Source organism: Mesorhizobium sp. LCM 4577, assembly GCF_001854795.2.
GTDB classification, from domain to species: domain Bacteria; phylum Pseudomonadota; class Alphaproteobacteria; order Rhizobiales; family Rhizobiaceae; genus Mesorhizobium; species Mesorhizobium plurifarium.
The window spans coordinates 49,699-70,438 of the sequence record NZ_MDDU01000007.1; the positions used below are offsets into that span (position 1 = coordinate 49,699).

General features: G+C 63.1%; 30 protein-coding genes and 1 other RNA gene. 16 read left to right on the forward strand and 15 right to left on the reverse strand.

Translation table 11 applies throughout. The features are described from left to right. Positions 1-91 precede the first annotated feature (91 nt). From LCM4577_RS11730 to LCM4577_RS11740, 3 genes are read left to right on the forward strand one after another with little or no spacing between them, the layout of a single operon-like run. Entirely contained in the window at positions 92-352 is a 261-nt protein-coding gene (locus LCM4577_RS11730; protein ID WP_040991643.1) for a DUF2312 domain-containing protein, read from the forward strand. Positions 353-374: 22 nt separating this feature from the next. After that, positions 375-815: a hypothetical protein gene (locus LCM4577_RS11735; protein ID WP_071071284.1), complete on the forward strand. Its 441-nt coding sequence runs from the start codon at positions 375-377 to the stop codon at positions 813-815. 3 nt (positions 816-818) lie between these two features. Next, a complete protein-coding gene (locus tag LCM4577_RS11740; protein ID WP_071031373.1) occupies positions 819-1,115 on the forward strand; it encodes a hypothetical protein in 297 nt (98 codons plus the stop codon). Between the two features lie 54 nt (positions 1,116-1,169). On the opposite strand, the gene msrB is transcribed toward LCM4577_RS11740, so the two are convergent. The 4 genes from msrB to LCM4577_RS11760 all read right to left on the reverse strand — a co-directional run bounded on the left by msrB (position 1,170) and on the right by LCM4577_RS11760 (position 4,709). Next, positions 1,170-1,574, reverse strand: coding sequence for a peptide-methionine (R)-S-oxide reductase MsrB (msrB, locus tag LCM4577_RS11745; RefSeq protein WP_071071286.1), 405 nt, complete (start codon positions 1,572-1,574; stop codon positions 1,170-1,172). Positions 1,575-2,056: 482 nt separating this feature from the next. Beyond that, positions 2,057-3,247 (reverse strand): VWA domain-containing protein, encoded by a 1,191-nt coding sequence (locus LCM4577_RS11750; protein ID WP_071071288.1) that lies wholly within the window; start codon positions 3,245-3,247, stop codon positions 2,057-2,059. 7 nt (positions 3,248-3,254) lie between these two features. Beyond that, positions 3,255-3,701 carry a GNAT family N-acetyltransferase gene (locus LCM4577_RS11755; protein ID WP_071031489.1) on the reverse strand — a complete coding sequence of 149 codons (447 nt, stop codon included), beginning with the start codon at positions 3,699-3,701 and terminating at the stop codon, positions 3,255-3,257. A gap of 168 nt (positions 3,702-3,869) precedes the next feature. Continuing rightward, a complete protein-coding gene (locus LCM4577_RS11760; protein ID WP_071071289.1) occupies positions 3,870-4,709 on the reverse strand; it encodes a MoxR family ATPase in 840 nt (279 codons plus the stop codon). Positions 4,710-4,871: 162 nt separating this feature from the next. Between LCM4577_RS11760 and ssrS the strand changes: the two genes are divergently transcribed. The 7 genes from ssrS to LCM4577_RS11795 all read left to right on the forward strand — a co-directional run bounded on the left by ssrS (position 4,872) and on the right by LCM4577_RS11795 (position 8,873). Beyond that, positions 4,872-5,027, forward strand: a non-coding RNA gene (ssrS, locus tag LCM4577_RS11765) — 6S RNA. A gap of 440 nt (positions 5,028-5,467) precedes the next feature. Further along, on the forward strand, positions 5,468-6,052 hold the full coding sequence (locus LCM4577_RS11770) for a 5-formyltetrahydrofolate cyclo-ligase (RefSeq protein WP_071031381.1): 585 nt from the start codon (positions 5,468-5,470) through the stop codon (positions 6,050-6,052). An 80-nt stretch (positions 6,053-6,132) separates the two neighbouring features. After that, positions 6,133-6,573 (forward strand): DUF3592 domain-containing protein, encoded by a 441-nt coding sequence (locus LCM4577_RS11775; protein WP_071071291.1) that lies wholly within the window; start codon positions 6,133-6,135, stop codon positions 6,571-6,573. A gap of 46 nt (positions 6,574-6,619) precedes the next feature. Further along, positions 6,620-6,901: a BrnT family toxin gene (locus LCM4577_RS11780; protein WP_071031385.1), complete on the forward strand. Its 282-nt coding sequence runs from the start codon at positions 6,620-6,622 to the stop codon at positions 6,899-6,901. Continuing rightward, a complete protein-coding gene (locus LCM4577_RS11785) occupies positions 6,879-7,214 on the forward strand; it encodes a DNA-binding transcriptional regulator (protein WP_071071293.1) in 336 nt (111 codons plus the stop codon). The genes LCM4577_RS11780 and LCM4577_RS11785 overlap by 23 nt, the downstream gene beginning before the upstream one ends. Continuing rightward, positions 7,211-8,035: a YmdB family metallophosphoesterase gene (locus tag LCM4577_RS11790; RefSeq protein ID WP_040991654.1), complete on the forward strand. Its 825-nt coding sequence runs from the start codon at positions 7,211-7,213 to the stop codon at positions 8,033-8,035. Before LCM4577_RS11785 ends, LCM4577_RS11790 begins: the two co-directional genes overlap by 4 nt. Before the next feature lie 70 nt (positions 8,036-8,105). Continuing rightward, positions 8,106-8,873: a TerC family protein gene (locus LCM4577_RS11795; RefSeq protein WP_040991655.1), complete on the forward strand. Its 768-nt coding sequence runs from the start codon at positions 8,106-8,108 to the stop codon at positions 8,871-8,873. A 26-nt stretch (positions 8,874-8,899) separates the two neighbouring features. Here LCM4577_RS11795 and LCM4577_RS11800 read toward each other — a convergent pair whose 3' ends face one another. The 4 genes from LCM4577_RS11800 to LCM4577_RS11815 are packed head-to-tail and all read right to left on the reverse strand — an operon-like array spanning position 8,900 to position 10,695. After that, positions 8,900-9,364, reverse strand: a complete 465-nt coding sequence (locus LCM4577_RS11800; protein WP_071071295.1) for an SRPBCC family protein — start codon at positions 9,362-9,364, stop codon at positions 8,900-8,902. A gap of 21 nt (positions 9,365-9,385) precedes the next feature. Then, the gene (locus LCM4577_RS11805) at positions 9,386-9,748 is read right to left on the reverse strand and encodes a hypothetical protein (protein ID WP_071071297.1); all 363 of its coding nucleotides are present in this window, start codon (positions 9,746-9,748) and stop codon (positions 9,386-9,388) included. A 42-nt stretch (positions 9,749-9,790) separates the two neighbouring features. Continuing rightward, positions 9,791-10,180: a VOC family protein gene (locus LCM4577_RS11810; protein WP_274534958.1), complete on the reverse strand. Its 390-nt coding sequence runs from the start codon at positions 10,178-10,180 to the stop codon at positions 9,791-9,793. A 32-nt stretch (positions 10,181-10,212) separates the two neighbouring features. Then, positions 10,213-10,695: an SRPBCC domain-containing protein gene (locus tag LCM4577_RS11815; RefSeq protein WP_071071299.1), complete on the reverse strand. Its 483-nt coding sequence runs from the start codon at positions 10,693-10,695 to the stop codon at positions 10,213-10,215. 51 nt (positions 10,696-10,746) lie between these two features. On the opposite strand from LCM4577_RS11815, the gene LCM4577_RS11820 reads away from it, so the two are divergent. From LCM4577_RS11820 to LCM4577_RS11830, 3 genes are all read left to right on the forward strand, one after another. Further along, positions 10,747-11,070, forward strand: a complete 324-nt coding sequence (locus LCM4577_RS11820) for a helix-turn-helix transcriptional regulator (protein WP_040991659.1) — start codon at positions 10,747-10,749, stop codon at positions 11,068-11,070. Between the two features lie 202 nt (positions 11,071-11,272). Beyond that, positions 11,273-12,022 carry a YebC/PmpR family DNA-binding transcriptional regulator gene (locus LCM4577_RS11825; protein WP_040991660.1) on the forward strand — a complete coding sequence of 250 codons (750 nt, stop codon included), beginning with the start codon at positions 11,273-11,275 and terminating at the stop codon, positions 12,020-12,022. A 19-nt stretch (positions 12,023-12,041) separates the two neighbouring features. Beyond that, entirely contained in the window at positions 12,042-12,353 is a 312-nt protein-coding gene (locus tag LCM4577_RS11830; protein WP_071031398.1) for a SelT/SelW/SelH family protein, read from the forward strand. A gap of 32 nt (positions 12,354-12,385) precedes the next feature. Here LCM4577_RS11830 and LCM4577_RS11835 read toward each other — a convergent pair whose 3' ends face one another. Continuing rightward, positions 12,386-12,862: a DUF1772 domain-containing protein gene (locus LCM4577_RS11835; protein ID WP_071071301.1), complete on the reverse strand. Its 477-nt coding sequence runs from the start codon at positions 12,860-12,862 to the stop codon at positions 12,386-12,388. Between the two features lie 118 nt (positions 12,863-12,980). On the opposite strand from LCM4577_RS11835, the gene LCM4577_RS11840 reads away from it, so the two are divergent. Next, positions 12,981-13,622 (forward strand): TetR/AcrR family transcriptional regulator, encoded by a 642-nt coding sequence (locus LCM4577_RS11840; RefSeq protein WP_071071302.1) that lies wholly within the window; start codon positions 12,981-12,983, stop codon positions 13,620-13,622. 293 nt (positions 13,623-13,915) lie between these two features. On the opposite strand, the gene rpmE is transcribed toward LCM4577_RS11840, so the two are convergent. Continuing rightward, entirely contained in the window at positions 13,916-14,137 is a 222-nt protein-coding gene (rpmE, locus tag LCM4577_RS11845) for a 50S ribosomal protein L31 (protein ID WP_040974396.1), read from the reverse strand. Between the two features lie 205 nt (positions 14,138-14,342). Between rpmE and LCM4577_RS11850 the strand changes: the two genes are divergently transcribed. After that, complete coding sequence (locus LCM4577_RS11850) at positions 14,343-16,145, forward strand: ABC transporter transmembrane domain-containing protein (RefSeq protein WP_071071304.1); 1,803 nt, start codon at positions 14,343-14,345, stop codon at positions 16,143-16,145. A 7-nt stretch (positions 16,146-16,152) separates the two neighbouring features. Here LCM4577_RS11850 and LCM4577_RS11855 read toward each other — a convergent pair whose 3' ends face one another. The 3 genes from LCM4577_RS11855 to LCM4577_RS11865 form a co-directional block, all read right to left on the reverse strand. Next, positions 16,153-16,584 carry a type II toxin-antitoxin system VapC family toxin gene (locus LCM4577_RS11855; protein ID WP_071071305.1) on the reverse strand — a complete coding sequence of 144 codons (432 nt, stop codon included), beginning with the start codon at positions 16,582-16,584 and terminating at the stop codon, positions 16,153-16,155. Then, a complete protein-coding gene (locus LCM4577_RS11860; RefSeq protein WP_071031406.1) occupies positions 16,581-16,859 on the reverse strand; it encodes a hypothetical protein in 279 nt (92 codons plus the stop codon). Before LCM4577_RS11860 ends, LCM4577_RS11855 begins: the two co-directional genes overlap by 4 nt. Before the next feature lie 73 nt (positions 16,860-16,932). After that, the gene (locus LCM4577_RS11865) at positions 16,933-18,420 is read right to left on the reverse strand and encodes a carboxypeptidase M32 (protein WP_071071307.1); all 1,488 of its coding nucleotides are present in this window, start codon (positions 18,418-18,420) and stop codon (positions 16,933-16,935) included. A gap of 177 nt (positions 18,421-18,597) precedes the next feature. Here LCM4577_RS11865 and LCM4577_RS11870 point away from each other — a divergent pair, with 177 nt between their 5' ends. Continuing rightward, positions 18,598-18,951, forward strand: a complete 354-nt coding sequence (locus LCM4577_RS11870) for a DUF1304 domain-containing protein (RefSeq protein ID WP_041001035.1) — start codon at positions 18,598-18,600, stop codon at positions 18,949-18,951. An 82-nt stretch (positions 18,952-19,033) separates the two neighbouring features. Here the strand turns inward: LCM4577_RS11870 and LCM4577_RS11875 are convergent, their stop codons facing one another. Both LCM4577_RS11875 and LCM4577_RS11880 read right to left on the reverse strand, forming a co-directional pair. Continuing rightward, positions 19,034-19,459 carry a hypothetical protein gene (locus LCM4577_RS11875; protein WP_071071309.1) on the reverse strand — a complete coding sequence of 142 codons (426 nt, stop codon included), beginning with the start codon at positions 19,457-19,459 and terminating at the stop codon, positions 19,034-19,036. A 252-nt stretch (positions 19,460-19,711) separates the two neighbouring features. Then, on the reverse strand, positions 19,712-20,740 hold the full coding sequence (locus tag LCM4577_RS11880; protein ID WP_040991667.1) for a peptidoglycan -binding protein: 1,029 nt from the start codon (positions 20,738-20,740) through the stop codon (positions 19,712-19,714).

Sequence of the window (20,740 nt, forward strand, 5' to 3'; positions counted from 1 at the left end):
GGCTTGACCCGCCGCGCCCGCTCGGGCAGGGAACCCGCTCCAATTCGCCGTGGCGGGAATCGCCTTGGCTCCAGAAGACGCGGAGAGAAAAATGGCCGACGAAATCACCGAGACCAGCCAGACTGTAGCCGCCGGCCAGCTGCGCACCATCATCGAGCGCATCGAGCGGCTCGAGGAAGAGAAGAAGACGATCTCCGACGATATCAAGGACGTCTATGCCGAGGCCAAGGGCACCGGCTTCGACACCAAGGCGATCCGCACCATCGTGCGGTTGCGCAAGAAGGATCAGGCCGAGCGCCAGGAGGAGGAGTCGATCCTCGATCTCTACAAGGCCGCTCTCGGCATGGTGTAAGGCTCATGGCCGGGAGCCGGCCATGAACGAATTCGACTTCGGCGGCCGTCGCGCCTCGGAGTTCCGCCATCGCGGCTTCTGGGCGCTGTTCGCCGAGCGGCACCCGGAGGAAAGGCCAAGGATGGCGCGACGCGGGCCTTGGTTCTGGCAGCGTGGGTTGCCGGATTTCGCCCTGGTGCTTTCCATGTATGTCGCGCCGGCGCAGAACCATGTCGGCGTCTTCTTCGGGCGTAACGAGAAGCTCGGGGCCACGCAATCGTGGTCGCGGCTGAAACCGTTCCAGCCGGCGATCGAGGCCAGGCTGAAGCTCAGGCCCGAACAGAGCGCGCAAGACCTCGGCATCAATTCACTATGGCACGTGAACTGCTATGCCGAGGACAACTGGCCAGCCATGACCGACTGGCTGGTGACGGAGTGCTCGCGCTTCGAAGAAGCGGTGACCGACGTCCTGGGGCAGAAATAGGTCATGATCGACTTTTTCCGTGCGCGCTGGAGGGGTGAAGCGCCGCTCGACCAGCTGTTCTGGCGCGACATGCTGCTGGTGGGGACGATCTTGAACGTCACCTCTTCGGCGCTGGCGCTGATCCTGCTCGGGTTCAAGCTGCCGCTCTGGCTGGTGCTGGCGGTGCATTTCCTGCCTGTTCCCTACAACATCTTCCTGACGATCGCCGTCTGGCGAACGGCGGAGAAGAGCGGCGGCTTGAAGGCGCAGCTGATGATGCTGGGCTCGGCGCTCTGGCTGATCGCGACGGTCGTGGCGTGAGCTGTACGAAAAAGGGCGGCCGAAGCCGCCCTTTGCGAGGTCATTTCCGAGGCATCAAGCCGCCGGCTCGAAGCGCAGCGCCACGCCATTGATGCAATAGCGCAGTCCGGTCGGCGGCGGGCCGTCTTCGAAGACATGGCCGAGATGGCTGCCGCAGCGTGCGCAATGGCATTCGGTGCGGACCATGCCGTAGCTGCGGTCGATGGTGGTCTCGATCGAGCCCGGCACCGGATCGTTGAAGCTCGGCCAGCCGGTGCCGCTCTCGAACTTCAGCTTGGATTCGAACAGCGGCTGGTCGCAGCCGACGCAATAAAAGGTGCCGGCGCGCTTTTCGTAGAGCAGGGCGCAGCTGCCGGGGCGCTCGGTGCCGTGGTTGCGCATGACGGCATATTGCTCCGGCGTCAGCCGGGCGCGCCATTCGGCATCGGTGCGGGTGACGGGATAGGCGTGGGTGTCCATGAAATCTCCTCGGCCTTGGCGGCTCGTTGTTGCTTGCAACGGGTATTCGCCGAAACATAGGCGTTTGTTACAAGCGCTGCCAGCGAAAGCGAGCTTGACGTTCACCGACGCAGCGATTTTGAAAGGTTGCCGTTTGTCTTGGTGCAAGATTTTCCGTTCATGTCCGTGAAATCAGCGCAAACGCCGGGGATTGGTCGAAGCCGCCCCAACCTCGTCATTCTATGGCGGAGCAAGGAGCGAAGCGACGCGGCGCAGACCATAGAATCCATGCCGTGACTTCGAAGCGCCGCCGCGGTGCAGAATTCTGCTCCGTTGCACGCCTTGGCGAAGGGAACGGCATGGATTCCAGGGTCTTCGCGACGGAGCTTCGCTCCTGCTCCGCCCTGGAATGACGACCGCGATGGGCGTTTCGGCCAATCTCCAAAGCATGCCATCTGCCAACGCAAACAGAGCCGACCGGTCAAAATCCCTGTGCTGGGGAACTAATGCTTGCGCGACAACTGCCTTGTCGCAGCCTCCAGCCCGGCCAGCGTCAGCGGGAACATGCGGCCGCCGAAGATCTCGCCGATCATGGCGATCGAGTGCGTGTAGCGCCAGTTCTTCTCGGCTTCTGGATTGAGCCAAATCGCGTTTGGCCATTGCTGCAACAGGCGCGTGAGCCATACGCTCCCGGCCTCCGGATTCCAATGCTCGACCGAGCCGCCGGGATGGGCGATCTCGTACGGGCTCATCGAGGCGTCGCCGACCACGATCACCTTATAGTCAGGCCCGTATTTGTGGATCAGGTCGAAGGTCGGGATCGTCTCGGCCAAGCGCCGGCGGTTGTCCTTCCAGACGCGCTCGTACAGGCAATTGTGGAAGTAGAAATATTCGAGCTGGCGGAACTCGGCGCGCGCCGCGGAAAACAATTCCTCGACGCCGCGGATATGGTCGTCCATCGAGCCGCCGACATCGAAGAACATCAGGAGCTTCACGGCATTGCGACGCTCGGGCCTGGTCTTCACGTCGAGATAGCCGTGCTCGGCGGTGGCGTGGATGGTGCCGGGCAGGTCGAACTCCTCCTCGGCGCCTTCGCGCACCCAGCGGCGCAGCCGCTTCAGCGCCACCTTGATGTTGCGGGTGCCGAGCTCGACGGTGTCGTCAAAGTTACGGAATTCGCGCTTGTCCCAGACCTTCACCGCGCGACGATGCCGGCTTTCATGCTGGCCGATGCGCACGCCTTCCGGATTGTAGCCATAGGCACCGAAGGGCGAGGTGCCGCCGGTGCCGATCCATTTCGAGCCGCCCTGATGGCGGCCCTTCTGCTCCTCCAGCCGCTGCTTCAACGTCTCCATCAACTTGTCGAAGCCGCCCAGCGCCTCGACCAGCTTCTTTTCCTCCTCGGTCAGATGCTTTTCGGCCAAACGGCGCAGCCATTCTTCCGGGATATTGGCGACATCGACGGCGTCAGGGCCGCCAAGCGCCTCGACGCCCTTGAAGACATGCGCAAAGACCTGATCGAAACGGTCGATATGGCGCTCGTCCTTCACCAGGGCCGAGCGCGCGAGGTAGTAGAAGGCCTCGACGTCATAATCGACCAACCCGGCTTCCAGCCCTTCCAGCAGCGACAGATATTCCCTGAGCGAAACGGGAACCCGCGCGGCCTTCAGTTCGAGGAAGAAGGGGATGAACATCAAGCCGTTATAGCAGATCGTATTCGATGAAGCCCGTCCGCCGCGCCACATGGTCGTAGAGCCTGCGCGCGGTGGCGTTGGTCTCGTGCGTCATCCAATAGACGTTCTTCACGCCGATCTTGCCGGCCTCGTCCTGCACCGCTTTGATCAGCGCGGCGCCCACGCCCTTGCCGCGCACTTCAGGGTCCGCGAACAGGTCCTGCAGGTAGCAGTTGTTTTTCTCGGACCAGCCGGAGCGGTGATAGAGATAGTGGGTGAGGCCGACGGCCCTGCCGTCGAGCCTGGCGATGAAACCCTTCGGCTCGAACTCGCCGTCCGTGAACAGCCGCTTCCAGGTGATGGCGTAGACCTCTTCCGGCAGCTTGGTCTCGTAGAAGGTCAGATAGTCGGTCCACAGCCGGCGCCAGTCGGCGTGGTCGGACTGCGCGAGTGGGCGGATGATGATCTCGGACATTTTCTCCTCCAACATTTGGGCCGAAGCTGCGCTGAGGACGACTGGCCGGCAACGGTCCACGGACCGGGAAAGCGCTATTGCTGGCAGCTAAAGCGCGACGCGCTTTAGCTCCTTGTTTTTACGCATGTCGTTGTCCCAGAACCGCTGCACACTTCTGGGCGACATGCGTTATTGCTGCCGTCTGGCCATGAAAGCCAGGCRTTCGAACAGGTGCACGTCCTGTTCGTTCTTCAACAGCGCGCCGTGCAGTTTCGGCAGCATGTTCTTCGGATCGGCGCGCAGATCCTCGGGCGCGATGTCGTCGGCGACCAAAAGGCGGATCCAGTCGAGCGCCTCGGAGGTCGAGGGCTTCTTCTTGAGGCCCGGCACCTCGCGGATCTCGTAGAACTGGGTGAGCGCCGCCCGCACCAGATTCTGCTTGATGCCGGGATAATGCACCTCGACGATGCGGTGCAGCGTGTCGATGTCGGGGAAGCGGATATAGTGGAAGAAGCAGCGGCGCAGGAAGGCGTCCGGCAGTTCCTTCTCGTTGTTCGAGGTGATGATGACGATCGGGCGGAATTCGGCGCGGATCGTCTGACCGGTCTCGTAGACGAAGAACTCCATCCGGTCGAGTTCCTGCAGGAGGTCGTTGGGGAATTCGATGTCGGCCTTGTCGATCTCGTCGATCAACAGCACGACCTTCCTACCGGCAGCGAAGGCGTCCCAAAGCTTGCCGCGCTTGATGTAGTTGGCGATGTCGTTGAAGCGTTCGTCGCCGAGCTGGCTGTCGCGCAGCCGCGAGACGGCGTCATATTCGTAAAGGCCCTGCTGCGCCTTGGTGGTCGACTTGACGTTCCACTCGATGAACTCGAGCCCCAGCGCGGTCGCCACCTGGCGGGCAAGCTCGGTCTTGCCGGTGCCCGGCTCGCCCTTGACCAGCAAGGGCCGCTCCAGCGCGATCGCGGCGTTGACCGCGACCATCAAATCCTTGTCGGCGACATAAGCCGCTGTGCCTTCGAAACGCATTTTTTCTCCTGGCCGTTTTGCGGCGACCGTAAGGAGGCCGGACGGGCCGCGCAAGGGCGGCTGCCGAAGAGCCTCTGGTCGGGATGGTCTGCAAGGCGAATTACGCGCAATGGTCGCTCGTTTCTCTGGCGCACGGCCAACCATCGGCCTATATTTGCTCCCGGCGGTCTGCGCTTCCCGGCAGGAGAAACTTATCCCCGGGGCCTTATCGATCCTTAGGGAGCTGTCCCTGGGAAGACCCGTGGGTTTTCTCACACGGCGCCCACCTACTTTGTAGGCACCCGGGATCGACCTCTCCACCGGTTGTGTGGATCGCCACTCTCCCGATTTCGGCTACGGCATGCACACAAACGGCTGGTCTTTGGCGAGCATGGCAGCTTGACGCATGCATTGTCCAACGCAGCGCTGGTCGACCCCCACTCCGTCTCGGCTTCGCCGAGCCACCTCTCCCCCGATCGACGGGGTAGAGGAAAGGCGCTGAGCTTTCTGCAACGCTCCCTTCCTTTCCCTCCGGGGGAAGGTGGCGCTGCGAAGCAGCGACCGATTGGGGGAACCACGAGGCAATCAAGCCTCGGCCGGATCAGTCACGCCAGTCACGGAAGATGTGTGCATAGCGTAGCCGATTTCGGGAGACTTGCGCCTGCACTCTGTTTTGACGCAATTCCGGTCGGAATAGCGCTGCGCACTTTCCTGGAATTACGCTAGAAAACGTCGTTCCTGCAACGCCGTCCAAGCTCGGCCTTTTCTAGCGTCCCCGCATGTCACCTTCCAAAGACCTGAAAAAACAGCTTCGCAAGGAAGCGCTGGCGCGACGCGATGCGCTCGACGAATTCTGGCGCGTGGAAATCGCGCTCGAAATGGCCGAGACCGCGAAGGAAAAAATCGATTTCGAGCCCGGCCGGATCGTCTCCGGCTTCTGGCCGATGCGCTCGGAAGTCGACGTGCGGCCGCTGATGTTCGCGCTGCGCGAAAAGGGCGCCAGACTCTGCCTGCCGGCGATCCTCGACAAGACCACGATCGTCTTCCGCGAGCTGGTGCGCGGCGCGCCGATGGTCGAGATGGGGTTCGGCACGGTCGGGCCGCATGAAGAGGCGGAGGTGCTCGACCCGACGCTCATGCTGGTGCCGCTCGCCGCCTTCGACGCCCGCGGCCACCGGATCGGCTATGGCGCCGGCTATTACGACCGCGCTATCGCCAAGCTCGCCGACAAGGGCATCGAGCCCAGGCTGATCGGCATCGCCTTCGACTGCCAGGAAGTGCCGCTGGTGCCCAATGAAGACCACGACGTCATCATTCCGGAAATACTGACCGAGAGCGGGTTGCGCCGGTTCGATATCGCTTAAACTATCGCGACCCGCTTAATGCGTTTCAAAGACACGTCGGATAATATTCCTGCAGCCATAGTCGAGCCGGGGGGGGCGCGGTGCTTGTTCTTTCGCGCTATTTGCTGATGCCTTTCGCGCTGATCGCGGCGATACTGTTCTTGATGGGATCGCACATCATAGGAACTGCCCTGCATCATCAGGTCGCCTGGCAGCGGACGGTCGCCACCGTCGCTGATGTCAGTCCCTACAGCGAAATGCAGGCGAACGGTCTGAAGACGGACGGCATCGATGTCGCCCTGGCTTACGTCGTCAACGACGTGCCGATGACCTGGTCCGGCAAGGGTAAGGATGTCGGTCTCTACAAGGCGGCCAAGGGCGATCAACTGGAATTCTATTACGACCCGGCCGATCCATCAAACCTCGATACCGCGGCGATGGAGGGCTGGCGTGGCGGGCTGCTGCTGCTCGGCGTCACCGGCGGGTTCACCTTGTTTTACGTCTGGTTCTTCTGGCTGCGAGGACGCCATGCCACGGCTTGACGTTCGCGCCCATCTGGCAAATACTACTGAATTCCAGTAGGTCGCAATGCTTGAATTCGAGTGGGATGACGACAAAGCAGCGAGCAATCTTACCAAGCACGGTGTGGCATTTGCGGATGCCAAACGGCTGTTCGACGATATCCATGCCCTGCATTATTCGGATCGCTCGATGGATTACGAAGAAGAGCGCTTTATCGGCATCGGTATTGTCAATGGATTGGTGCTGACAGTGGTTTACACCGAACGCGGCGACCGAATAAGACTGATCTCCGCCAGGAAGGCGACGCGCCATGAGCAGAAAGCCTATGACCAAGCACGCAGGAACTGAATCCGATTGGGAGCGTCTGCGCAACATGAGCGACGCGGAGGCGGAGGCCGGCGCCTTGACGGACAAGGACAATCCTCCCCTCGACACGGATCGGTCGGGAGTGGCATCTGTCGCGCGCGTCAAAGTGATCCGTCGGGCCTTGCATCTTACCCAGGAGGAATTTTCCGTCCGCTATCGCATTCCGCTCGGCACACTTAGGGACTGGGAGCAGGGCAGAACGGAGCCGGACCAGGCTGCGCAAGCTTATTTGCAAGTTATCGCCAAGGAGCCGGAAACGGTGTCTCGGGCGCTCGGCACGCGTAGCGCCGCATGAGACTTCTCTTCCTCGGCGACATGGTTGGCAAAACGGGACGCACGGCAGTCTGGGAGCAGCTGCCGGGGCTGATTTCCGACTTCAAGCTCGATTTCGTCATCGTTAATGGCGAGAACGCCGCCGGCGGCTTCGGCATCACTGAGGAGATCTTCCGCGAGACGCTCGCGGCGGGCGCGGATGTCGTCACCACCGGCAACCATGTCTGGGACCAGCGCGACGCGCTGATCTTCGCGCCGCGCGAGGAGCGCTTCCTGCGGCCTTCGAATTTTCCCAAGGGCACGCCAGGGCGCGGCTCGGGCGTCTACATCGCCCGTAACGGCGCGCGTGTGCTGGTCGCCAACATCATGGGGCGGGTCTTCATGCACCCCGAGCTCGACGATCCGTTCCAGGCCGGCGAGCGCGAGCTTGCCGCCTGTCCGCTCGGCGAGCAGGCCGATGCGGCCATCGTCGATTTCCACGCCGAGGCGACCTCGGAGAAGATGTGCTTCGCGCATTTCGTCGACGGTCGCGCCAGCCTCGTGGTCGGCACGCACACGCATCAGCCGACCGCCGACCATCAGATCCTCAATGGCGGCACCGCCTATATTTCGGACGCCGGCATGTGCGGCGATTACGATTCCTCGCTCGGCATGGACAAGGAGGAGCCGCTCAACCGGTTCCTGTCGAAAGTGCCGAAGGGCCGTTTCGAAGCGGCGTCTGGACCCGCGACGCTCTGCGGCGTCGGCGTCGATATTTCCGACCGCACCGGGCTTGCCGAAAAAATCGCGCCGTTTCGTCGCGGGCCGCGGCTGGAAGAAACGGCGCCGTCCTTCTGGTCGTGACATTGATACGAGTGTGCAAAGTACCTAACTGGCGGCAACACTGCTCTAGATCGTAGAGGGGACGACCTCCATGCAGCTTGTCGAATTCCTGGCGCCGCACTTTCACTTTGTTTCCGATCCGACCGCGTGGGTCGCGCTTTTGACGCTGGTGGTGCTTGAGATCGTGCTCGGCATCGACAATCTGATCTTCATCTCGATCCTGACCAACAAATTGCCGGAAGCGCAGCGCGCCCGCGCCCGCCGGCTGGGCATCTCGGCGGCGCTGGTCATGCGCCTCATCCTGCTCGCCACGATCTCGATCATCGTGCAGCTGACGGCGCCGGTATTCACCGCCTTCGGCCACGGCTTTTCCTGGCGCGACCTGATCCTGATCGCCGGCGGCCTGTTCCTGGTCTGGAAGGCGACCAAGGAAATCCATCATACGGTCGATCCGCAAGACCATCAGGACACGATGGTCGGCGGCACGTTGCAGTTGAGTCTTGCCGGCGCCATCTTCCAGATCCTTTTGCTCGACCTCGTCTTCTCGATCGATTCCATCATCACCGCGGTCGGCATGACCGACGAGATCGCCATCATGTACATCGCGGTGATCGTGGCGGTGAGCGTGATGATGCTGGCGGCGACACCGCTCGCCAACTTCATCGCAAGGAACCCCTCCATCGTCATGCTGGCGCTGGGCTTCCTGCTGATGATCGGCATGACGCTGATCGCCGACGGCATGGGCTATCACGTGCCCAAGGGTTACATCTACGCCGCCATGGGTTTTTCGGCGCTGGTCGAGGGCCTCAACATGCTGGCACGGAACCGCAAGAAGCAGGGGTCGGGCGGCGGGCACTAGGCCCCCGCTACGGCACCGGCGCGCCGCTAAGCCGAAATGCCCTTCGGGTGACGGTCGCCGACCAAGCCGAGCGTCAGGCCTTGTTCCAGCCAGGCCTTGGCGCCGGCCAACACCAGCGAGAAGCCGCCGGTCGAGTCGACCGCCTGCTTGACCTGCTCGTCGCCAGAGCCGGCAAAGCCGAAGTTGCGGACTTCGAGGAAAGTGGTGTCGCCGGGCATTTCGGTAAAGGTCCAGACCACAGTGGTCGGCGGATCGCTCCATTGCATGACGATCTTTTCATTGCGAACGATCTCGCTGACCGTGGCCGTCGTCGAGACACCGTACATGCGCCACTCCCACTCGACCGGCTTGCCTTCGTCCAGCCTGCCGCTCGAATGCGTGAACCAGAATTTCGTGGTGACCGCCGGATCGACGATCGCCTCGAAGACCTCGGCGACCGGCCGGCGGATCAGCATGGCGGTTTCAGCGGTTGGAGCTTTGTCGATTTCCATGGCGTTCTCCTTTCGGGCAGGTCACCAGGCGTCCGGCTCCCGCACCATGTGGACGATGTTGGCCGGATTGGTGATCCAACCGCCGCGGAAGCCATCGCCCAGCGGCTCGATGGCGTCGCAACGCACGACACCGGTCCTGGCAAGATGATCGGCGGCGATTGCAAAGTCCGGCGTGAAAAGCTCCAGCCAGACTTCGGCCTGGCTCAGCATCGGCGCTTCATCGATCCAGAGGCGGTTGGGACCGAGTTCGAACCCCACCGCCGGCGCCTTAGCTGTGAAAGGCTTCAGGCCGACGACATCGCGATAGAAGGCGATGGTCGCTTCATATTGGTGGGGCGGTACCTTCATGGCGATGTTGATGCCGCCGGTGATTTCGGCTTCCATTCCCGATTCCTTGTCTGCCGTTCGGATGTTGCTGGTGACCGTTCAAGGCAGGTTGATCTGCCAGGAGACGCCGAAGCGGTCGTTCAGCCAGGCGAAGCGACGGCTGAAGCCGTAATTGCCGGCCGGCATCAGGAAGCCGCCGTCCTTGGAAAGAACGGAGACGATACGCTCCAGCTCCTCTTCGGACGAGCAGTCGACGAAGAAGGAGAAGGACGGCGTGAAGGTGAAGGCGTGGTGGACCGGGCTGTTGAACAGCGTAACCTCCACACCGCAGATGGACGCGCGCGCCAGCTTGACGGTCCCCTCGGGCCCATCTTCGCCCGCACCGTAACGTGTCATCTCGAGGACGCTGCTGTCCGGAATTGTCCCGCAATAGAGGGTCACGGCCTCCTCGGCCCGGCCTTCGAACATCAGGAACGGCGTTACCTTCACGACAGTCCTCCCTTGGCTGGAGATGCTGGGTCTCAAATATTGGTCTCGTTGGCCGGTTCGCCCTTCATCTCACTGCGATAATAGCCGTCGCGCAGATTGATGCCGTATTCGAGATAGGCCTTCATGCAGGCGAGCATCTGCGACCAGCCCTCGCAGTTGAGGTATGATTTCTTCAGGCCGACCTCTCCTTCGCGCCAGCCGTCCTCGGCGATGGTGACGAAGGTGCCGCCGTCGTCCAGCGGCTCGAAATTCATCTCGATGCGGGTCTTGTAGACCGGCTTGCCATCAGCGTCGGTGGCGTCCCAGCGCAGCACGATGCGCTTGTCCTTCGTCACTTCGTCGACCTCGACCGGCACCGCCTTCCACCAGGTGACCGTGGTGCCGGCGACAAGCGGAGCCGAAGCGCCGCCGACGGTGGTGAAATAGCCGCTGAGCTTCGTCGGGTTGACGACCGCGTCGAAGACCTCGGCGACCGGTTTGCCGATGCGTCCGGAAATCCTGAAACCAAGGGACATATCCACAGCTCCTTCCTTGCTGCGCGAAACGATATGTTATAGAAACATAACATGTCAAGTCAAACCGCGGACGACCATGTTTTCAAGGCCTTGGCGCATCCGCGCCGGCGCGAATTGCTGGATCGCCTGAAGGATCAGCCGCAGACCACAGGCGCGCTGTGCGAGGCTTTCCCGGACATGGACCGCTGCACGGTGATGATGCACCTGAAAGTGCTGGAGGAGGCCGACCTGGTGGTGGCGAAGCGCGAGGGGCGCGAGCGCTGGAACCATCTCAACGCCTTGCCGATCAAGCAGATCCACGATCGCTGGATCAGCCAGTATGCCGGCCACGCGATCAGCATTCTCGATCGGCTGAAGTCCGATCTGGAGGGTTGAGCGGTCTCTTCGGCGCCGGAGTGACGGGGCGGCTGGACGAATTGAGCCGATTTATCTATAAGCCGGCCATTCCGACAAAGAGCGCCGCGTGCCTTCGCAGGCATGCCCGGGACGTTCTAAAAGATTGAATTCGAGCATTTGCCGAAGACGCGGTGACGACACCTCGCTTCGAAATGCTCTAGCCGAACACGACAGGGGTGCCATGGCTGGCCATTCGCAGTTTAAGAACATCATGCACCGCAAGGGCCGCCAGGACGCGGTGCGGTCGAAAATGTTTTCCAAGCTGGCGCGCGAAATCACCGTCGCCGCCAAGACCGGCACGCCGGACCCGGCGATGAACCCAAGGCTGCGCCTTGCGGTGCAGAACGCCAAGGCGGTGTCGATGCCGAAGGACAACATCCAGCGCGCCATCAACAAGGCGTCCGCCGGCGACGCCGAAAATTATGAGGCCGTGCGCTATGAGGGCTATGGCCCGGGCGGCGTGGCGTTGATCGTGGAAGTGCTGACCGACAACCGAAACCGCTCGGCCTCCAACGTGCGCGCCGCCTTCACCAAGGCCGGCGGGGCGCTCGGCGAAACCGGCTCGGTGTCCTTCATGTGGAACCGTGTCGGCGAGATCTATTACCCGGCCTCGGCCGGCAGCGCCGACAAGGTGATGGAAGCTGCGATCGAGGCTGGCGCCGACGATGTGGAGTCCGACGAGGAAGGCCACACCATCTATTGCGGCTTCGAAAATCTCGGCGAAGTGTCGAAGTCGCTGGAAGCGGCGCTCGGCGAAGCGGAATCGGTCAAGCCGATCTGGCAGCCGCAGAACAACGTCCCGGTCGACGAAGAGCGGGCGCAGTCGCTGATGAAGCTGGTCGCCACGCTCGAGGACGATGACGACGTGCAGAGCGTCTACGCCAATTTCGAGGTCGACGACGAAACGATGGCCAAGCTCAGCGCGGCCTGACCGGCCTAGCGGATCCGATATGAGCGAGAAGCCGCTGCCCGTCATCCGCATCACCTATTGCACGCAATGCCAATGGCTGTTGCGTGCCGGCTGGATGGCGCAGGAACTGCTCTCGACCTTCGGCACCGATCTCGGCGAGGTGACACTGGTTCCGGGCACTGGCGGCATCTTCTCCATTTCCTGCAACGATCAGCTCATCTGGGAACGCAAGCGCGACGGCGGTTTTCCGGACGCGGCGAAGCTGAAGCAGCTGGTCCGCGACGTCATCGATCCGGAGCGGGATCTCGGCCACGCCGACCGCAAGGGGCATAAAACGAAAGACCCGGCTTGAAGCCGGCTCTTTCGTTTTGAACTAGGCGCCTTTCAAATCAGCGCCATGATGAAGCAGGCCATCGCCACGATGGCGGTGACGGTGCGGACATGGTTCCACATCACCCATTGGCTCAGATGGTTCGCCCACACGGCGGCGCCGTCGGCGCTCTGCGGATCGACGGCGGCCAGCGCGTCGTTGAGCGGTACGTTGAAGACCATGGTCACGATCGGATTGCCGAYGAAATAGATCACGGCGCCGGCAAGCAGCCAGTATGAGCCCGACTGGCTCCAGCCGAAGAAAACGGCGGCAATCAACACCAGGCAGATCAGGCCGGTGCCGAACAGCGCGGTCATGAAGGTCGGCGTGATCACCGTGACGTTGATCGAATTCATCGCCGCGATGCCGCTTGGGACGGGCAGCCGGGCAAGTGCCGCGATGACGAAATTGGAAAAGGCGAAGAACACGCCGCCGACGACGCCCGAGCCGATCGCGGCGATGAAGGTGAGGGTGGGAAGAAGTTTCATCATCTCAGTTGCTCCAGGGGCCAGGATTAAAACGTGATAAATCCTCACATTTGCAAAACGTGATAAACCCTCGTATTTTTTGAGTCAAGCCAGTTGTGGGAAAAATCGCCTGGAGAGAGCCATGGACGAGAAAGTCGCCGCGAAGGCCGATCAGGCCGCCATCGCTTCGCCGCGCCGGTCGCCGAGCCAGCAGCGCAGCCGCGAACGGGTCGAGCGCATGCTCGCGGCCGCCTCGGCCTTGATTGCCGAGCAGGGCAGCGATGCCATGCGCATGGGCGAGGTCGCGGAAAGGGCAGGGGTTTCGATCGGCTCGCTCTACCAGTTCTTTCCGGACAAGCGGGCGATCGTCTGGGCGCTGGCCGAGCGCTACACGGCCGAAAGCCAGGCGTGCATTTCCGCGGCGCTGAAGGATGTCGGCGACAAGGWTGGCCTTAGACAGGCGTTCTCGGAACTGGTCGACATCTACTACCGGCTGTTCCTGGCCGAGCCGGTGATACGCGACGTCTGGTCGGGCACGCAGGCCGACAAGGCGCTGCGCGAACTGGAATTGGCCGACAGCCGCGCCAACGCCGACTTTCTGGTCGCGGTGCTGAAACGGCTCAGGCCCGATGCCGATCCGGTCGAGCTGGAGACGACGGCATTTCTGGTGTGGCAGATGGGTGAAGCCGCCGTGCGGCTGGCGATCTCGGTCGACCGCGACGAGGGCGACAGACTGGTCGCGGCTTACAAGCGCATGGCGCTGAGGGAGTTGGTGGGAGAGTAGGAACGATTTCCGCAGCGTCGCAAGGCTTGGGTTCCTCGCCCCCGCCAAGAGCGGGGCGAGGTGTCCGCGAAGCGGACGGAGCGGGGCCTTCGAAGGGCGCTCCCCTCTCCGTCTCGGCTTCGCCGAGCCACCTCTCCCCACTTCATGGGCGAGGAACCTTGAACTTCAAGGTTCGGCGCTGCCCCTCATCCGCCCTTCGGGCACCTTCTCCCCGTTGAACGGGGAGAAGGAAAAACTGCCAACAAAAAACCCGCCTCGAAGGCGGGTTTTTCAAACCTGTCGATATATCCGGCTTAGAGGCCGAAACCTTCGAAACGCTTCTTGAACTTCGACAGGCGGCCGCCGCGGTCGAGCAGGGTCTGCTGGCCACCGGTCCAGGCCGGGTGCGTGGTCGGGTCGATGTCGAGGTTCATCGTGTCGCCTTCCTTGCCCCAGGTCGAACGGGTCAGGTACTCGGTGCCGTCGGTCATGACGACTTTGATGGTGTGGTAGTCGGGATGGATATCGGCCTTCATTGTCGTGTTTCCTGGCTGCCGGCGCTGGTGACGGGCCAAAGGCCTGCGTCGATGCGCCCCTTTTTAAAACTCGAAGCCGCAGCTAATGAAAAGCCACGGCTTCTAAAACGGTCGGCGAGCCTATACATCAGCCGGAATTGAATCACAAGGCCGCGGCGGACGCATATTGAAACGCGGTCCCGGCAAGCGGCCAGAGGAAATGCTCATGGCGGAAATCGGTGCCAGTGCAGGCGAGCGCAGACGCTCGGTCCGGCCGCTCCGCAGCCTTTTTCCCTATATCACCCGCTACCGGAAGCTGGCGATAGGCGCCATCATCTCGCTGATCGTGGCGGCGGTGACGACGCTTGCCTTGCCGATGGCCGTGCGGCGCATGATCGATCACGGTTTCCAGGCATCGGGCTCGACCTTCATCGCGGAGTATTTCGCCGCGCTCGTGGCGATGGCGGCGCTGCTCGCGGCCGCCTCGGCCAGCCGCTACTATTTCGTCATCACGCTCGGCGAGCGGGTCGTCGCCGACATCCGCCGCGACGTTTTTTCCCATGTCACGACCCTGTCGCCGGCGTTCTTCGACCGCTCGCATTCGGGCGAGATCGTGTCGCGGCTCGCCGCCGACACCACGCAGGTGAAGTCGGCGGTCGGCGCCACTGCCTCGGTCGCGCTGCGCAACCTCATCCTCGGCCTCGGCGCGGTGGCGATGATGGTCGTCACCAGCCCGAAACTCTCCGGCCTCGTGCTGGTGGCGATCCCGGTGATCGTGCTGCCGCTGGTCGCATTCGGCCGTTCGGTGCGCCGTAAATCGCGCATGGCGCAGGACACGCTCGCCGAGGCCACCGCCTATGCCAGCGAGCAGATCGGCGCGGTGCGCACGCTGCAGGCCTTCACCAACGAGAAGCTGGTTACCGGCCGCTTCGCAAGCGCCGTCGACGCCGCCTTCGAGGCCGCGCGGGCATCGGTGTTCGCGCGCTCGTTCCTGACCTTCTTCGCCATCTTCATGATCTTTTCGTCCGTGGTCGCGGTGCTGTGGTTCGGTTCGCGCGACGTGCTTGCCGGCACGCTGTCGGCCGGCACGCTCGGTCAGTTCCTGCTCTATTCGGTGTTTGCCGCCGGCGCGCTGGGCGCGCTGTCGGAGGTGTGGAGCGAGCTGTCGCAGGCGGCGGGCGCCGCCGAGCGGCTGACCGAGATCCTGGCCGAGACGCCGGCGATCCAGCGGCCCGTCGACCCTGTTCCGTTGCCTGCCACCGCCAAGGGCGCGATCAGCTTCGACGATGTCTCCTTCTCCTATCCGGCGCGGCCGGACCGCGCCGCCGTGCATGGCCTGAGCTTCCAGGTGAAGCCGGGCGAGACGGTGGCGATCGTCGGGCCCTCAGGCGCCGGCAAGAGCACCGTCTTCTCGCTGATCCTGCGCTTCTACGATCCCGAGAGCGGCCGCGTCGTCATCGACGGCGTCGATCTGCGCGAGGCCGATCCGGCCGCCATCCGCCAGCGCATCGCGATCGTGCCGCAGGACGTCACCATCTTTGCGGCGAGCGTCCGCGACAATATCGGCTTCGGCAGGCAGGGCGCCGGCGACGCCGAGATCGAGGCCGCGGCAAAGGCCGCCCTTGCCGATGAATTCATCGCCAGGCTGGGCAATGGCTATGACAGCCAGGTCGGCGAGCGCGGCGTGACGCTGTCCGGCGGCCAGCGCCAGCGCGTCGCGATTGCCCGCGCCATCCTGCGCGACGCGCCGATCCTTCTGCTCGACGAAGCGACCTCGGCGCTCGACGCCGAAAGCGAGACGCTGGTGCAAAGGGCGCTGGAGCGGCTGATGCGCGGCCGCACCACCATCGTCATCGCGCACCGGCTGGCCACCGTGCTCAAGGCCGACCGCATCCTCGTCATGGACGGCGGGCGCATCGTCGAGGAAGGCACGCATCAGAGCCTTGTCGCCAAGGGCGGCACCTATGCGCGGCTCGCCAAGCTGCAGTTCGAGACGGGCGCCAGCGCCTTCAAGGGCGCGGYGGAGTAGAAATGTGTCAGTCTGCTCGCCAGTCGGCGAGTAGAGTGATGCGGCCCAAGTGTTTTGTTTTGGCAAAATGCCGCCGGTCGGCTGTTACCAACGTTCCGGCGCGATTGATGGCGATTGCATGGTAAACGCAATCATTGAGCGTCGGATAGCCGCCAGCCGGGCTGAGCTGCGTCGCCATCTCCTGTGTTTTGGCCAGTTCGTCCATATCCGGCTCTAGAAGCTCGAAACCGCCTTCGCGCAATCCGGCGATGAGCTTTGCGACTATGACAAAGGATTGCTCATAATGAAGCGCAGCCGATAGCGCCTCGTAAAGCAGGATGCTGGGAGCGGCCATGGCGCGGCCATCCGCAATGTTCTTCGCGAACAGATTTCGTGCCTGTTCGCTGTCATCCTCATCCCGAAAGAGTTTGATGAAGATCGACGCATCGACGATGATCACTTTTTGCGGCCTTCGAGGATATCCACAGGCCGACCGTCCATTTCCTGGCGAATTCTGTGCAGCACGTCAGTGGAGTCTTCACCGCCGGTCGAGGTCGGCTTGAATTCCCGGATCATTTTCAGAGCACGTTCTTTCGCGGCGTCCTTCAATGCCTTCGCGATTGCCTCTTCGACAAAGCGGGATCGCTTGCTTTTCGGAATCTGGCTTTCAAGCGTCTCCTTGATCGTGCTGTCGATCGAAAACGTTGCGCGTTCCTTGGGACCTGAAGCGTTCATCTGCGCACCTTTTGATCATAACATATGGTAGTACGAATCGGTATGCAAACGGGCGGCCATTGCCGGTGTCGGTCTATGAGGCGTCGTAGCGCTTGCGCAGGTGCTCCGTGAAGTAAACCGCGTTGAGCTTCTCGCCGGTGGCGCGCTCGAGCAGGTCCGGCGTCGACCAGCGTGAGCCTTGCGACCAGATTTTTGCCCGACGCCATTCGTTGACGGCGCTGAAATCGCCCTTGGCGAGGTCCTCGTCGGCCGACGGATGCTCCCTAGTCAGCGCCGCCCATTGCTGCGCCGCCATCATGGCGCCCAGCGTGTAGGAGGGGAAATAGCCGAAGGCGGCGCCCGGCCAGTGCACGTCCTGCATCGGTCCGTCAGCCGGGTTGTCGATGGTCGAGAGGCCGAGATAGTCGCGCATCTTGGCGTCCCAGGCCTCGGGTAGGTCGGCGACCTCCAGCCGGCCGGCGACGAGCTCCTGCTCGAGCTCGTAGCGAAGGATGACATGCAGCGGATAGGTGACCTCGTCGGCGTCGACGCGGATCAGGCCGCGCTCGACATGGTGGACATGCGGCAGGATGTCGTCGAGCGACCAGRCTTCGCCGAGGTGTTTTTCGACCACYGGCAGCGCCCAGTGCCAGAAGGCGGGGTTGCGGCCGATCTGCTTTTCGACGAACAGGCTCTGGCTCTCATGCACGGCCATGCCGCGCGCCTTACCGAGCGCCCAATGCGACCAGGCTTTCGGCAGGTTCTGCTCGTAGAGCGCGTGGCCGGTCTCGTGCAGCACGCCCATCAGCGCCGACAGGAAGTCGGAGGTCTTGTAGCGGGTGGTGATGCGCACGTCGGTCGGCACGCCGCCGCAGAAGGGATGGTGCGACACCGACAGCGAGCCATGGGTGAGGTCGAAGCCGACGGCCGCCATCATGGCAAGACCGAGCTCGCGCTGCTTCTCGACGGCATAGCTGCCGGAGAGCGGCTTCAGCGGATGTTTTGCCAGCCGCGCATCCTGCACCGCCAGCGCGTGCGGCAGGAAATCCTTGAGAAAGGCCTTCAGCTCGGCAAAGACCGGCGTGATGTCGGCGGCGCGGTTGCCGGGATCGTATTGCTCCATCAGCGCATCATAGGGCGYCAGGCCAAGCGCCTCGGCACGCAGTGCTGCTTCCTCGCGCACCAGCGCCACGACGCCTTCCAGCGCCGGCAGGAAGCCGGCCCAGTCGTTCCTGGCGCGCAAGCTCCGCCAGAGCTGCTCGGAGCGCATGCGCGCCACTGTCTGACGCTCGACGAACTCGGCCGGCAGGCAGGTGAGGTTGGTGTATTGGCGGCGCAATTCCCGCACCGCCGCCTGCTGCTCGTCGTTCAGCGGCTCTTGCTCGGCGGCGGCGATCCAGTCGCCGATCTCGGGCGCGGTCGCCTGGCGATGCAGCATGCCGGCAAGCGAGGACATCGCCTCGGCGCGCTTTTCGCCGCCGCCGACCGCCATGTGCGTCGCCTCATCCGCGCCAAGGATGGCTAAAGCATGCTCGAGCGCTTCGAGCTTGTGGCCGAGATCGTCGAGTTTCTGGAAGGACATGATGGATACCCAGCTTCAATTTGGCTGGCGCGAAAAGATACCAACGCACCACGCTTGGCAACCCTCACCGATCGCCAGAGGATTGGTCGTCAAGTGATCAGCAGTGAGGGGATCGGCCGTCTTGCCTTGTGAGGCGGCTGCGTGATCAATGCGGGGAACAAATCGCTGGAGGGGACGATGATCGGCAATATCCTGGTCGGGCTGGTGGCGCTGATCCATTGCTATATCGTCTATCTGGAGATGGTGCTCTGGGACACGCCGCGCGGCCGCAAGGCGTTCGGCCTGACGCCGGAATTCGCCAGCGCCTCGAAGGTGCTCGCCGCCAATCAGGGCCTCTATAACGGCTTTCTCGCCGCGGGCCTGATCTGGGGTCTCTATCTCGGCGCCGGTGGGTTTCAGATCAAGATGTTCTTCCTGCTCTGCGTCGCGATAGCCGGCCTCTACGGCGCGGCGACCGTCGGCCGCAAGATCCTCTTCATCCAGTCGGTGCCGGCGGTGCTCGCCATCGTCGCGCTTTGGCTCGGCCTGTAATCGGAACAGCAATCGAAAAAGGACGCCCCCGGGGCCAGGTCCCGCGGGCGCCAGGTGGTCCCTTCCATTTCCTCCGGAAACGTCAGCCGTTCGGGTAATTGCCGCCGTCTGAGCCGTCGCCCGTCATGAAGCCGCTGCCGGTATCGTTCATCAGCCTCTGGTCGACATTGTCGAGGCGGCGCAGCAGCTCATGGTATTGCGGGGACGGGATCCTGCCGTGATCCGACGCCGCGACATGCTCCGCGGCCTGGCTGATGCGCGCGGCGCGCATGTGCAGTTGCTGCGCCTCGGAAGCCGAAATGTTGTTGGCCTGCCGGGCGTCGGTGATGCCCTGATCCACGCCCTCAACCTGATCGATCAGACCGGTCACGCGCGGCCCGATGAACTCGGCTGGAGGGGTCGCGTCGAGAAGCCCCTTGCGGTGCCCGGCCGCATAGGCGCCGGCGAGCGGGGCCGCGATCAGCGCGGCAGCCAGGGTTACAGTCTTGAGAGATGTTGAAGCGCGCATGGCGGCGCATCCTCCGATAGGGAAGGTGGCGGCCCTGCCGCCTTGCCTTCCGACCTTTCCGGGCCGTCCGGTTCCGTCGCGTCGCGATGGGAGGCATCGCCGGCGGTCCCCGGCCCTGCGCGGCAAACTAGGTGCGTCGATTTGCGATTTGTAATTAAAAAAAGATAATGTTTTCAGGTCTTGCCGACGGGACTTGATACTCTAAGTATTCAAGCCGACAAACAACTTCCCGTGACCTGGCGTGAAGATAGATCACCGTTCGGTGAGCTTCAGTTCAATGCGGCGGTTCTTGCTGCGCGCCTCGTCGGTGTCAGCCGGATCGAGCGGCTGGAACTCGCCGAAGCCTGCGGCCACCAGCCGGTTGGCCGGCACGCCGTTCTCGATCAGGAACTTCACCACCGAGGTGGCGCGCGCGGTCGACAATTCCCAGTTGTCGCGATAGCGGCCGGTGCCGGACAGCGGCTTATTGTCGGTGTGGCCGTCGACACGCAGCACCCAGCTGATCTCCGGCGGGATTTCCTTCTGCAACTCTATGATGGCGTCGGCGAGCTTCTTCATCTCGACCTTGCCGGCGTCGTTGATCACGTCGGAGCCGGTCGGGAACAGCACTTCCGACTGGAAGACGAAACGGTCGCCGACGATGCGGATGTTCTCGCGGTCGGCGAGGATCTCGCGCAGGCGGCCGAAGAAGTCGGAGCGGTAGCGGTTGAGCTCCTGGACGCGCTGCGCCAGCGCGACGTTCAGGCGCCGGCCAAGATCGGCGATCTTGGTGTTGGAGTCGCGGTCGCGCTGCTCCGAGACGTTGAGCGCGTCTTCCAGCGCGCCGATCTGCTTGCGAAGTGCTGCGATCTGCTGGTTGAGGATCTCGACCTGGCTCAGCGCCTGCTGGCTGATCTGGCGCTGGTTGCTGAGCTCGCCGGACAGGGCGTCGGCACGCTTGTTAGCCGCGTCGCCGGCGCCGGCGCCCTGCGCCAGCAATTGCTCGAGGCGGCTCTTTTCGGCTTGCGCCGCCGACAGCGACGCCTGCAGGTTGGCGAGCGAATCCTCCTTGTCCTGGCTGTTCGTGCGTTCCAGCGCGAGCAGCTGGGTCAGCTCGTTGATCTGCGAGTTGAGGCGGTTCAGCACCGCGTCCTTGCCCGAGATCTCGCGGCTGAGCAGGAACTGCGCCAGCACGAAGACGGTGAGCAGGAACATGATCGCAAGCAGCAGCGTCGACAAGGCGTCGACAAAACCCGGCCAGTAGTCGATGCGGCGGTCGGCGCGCCGTCTTGCCAGCGCCAC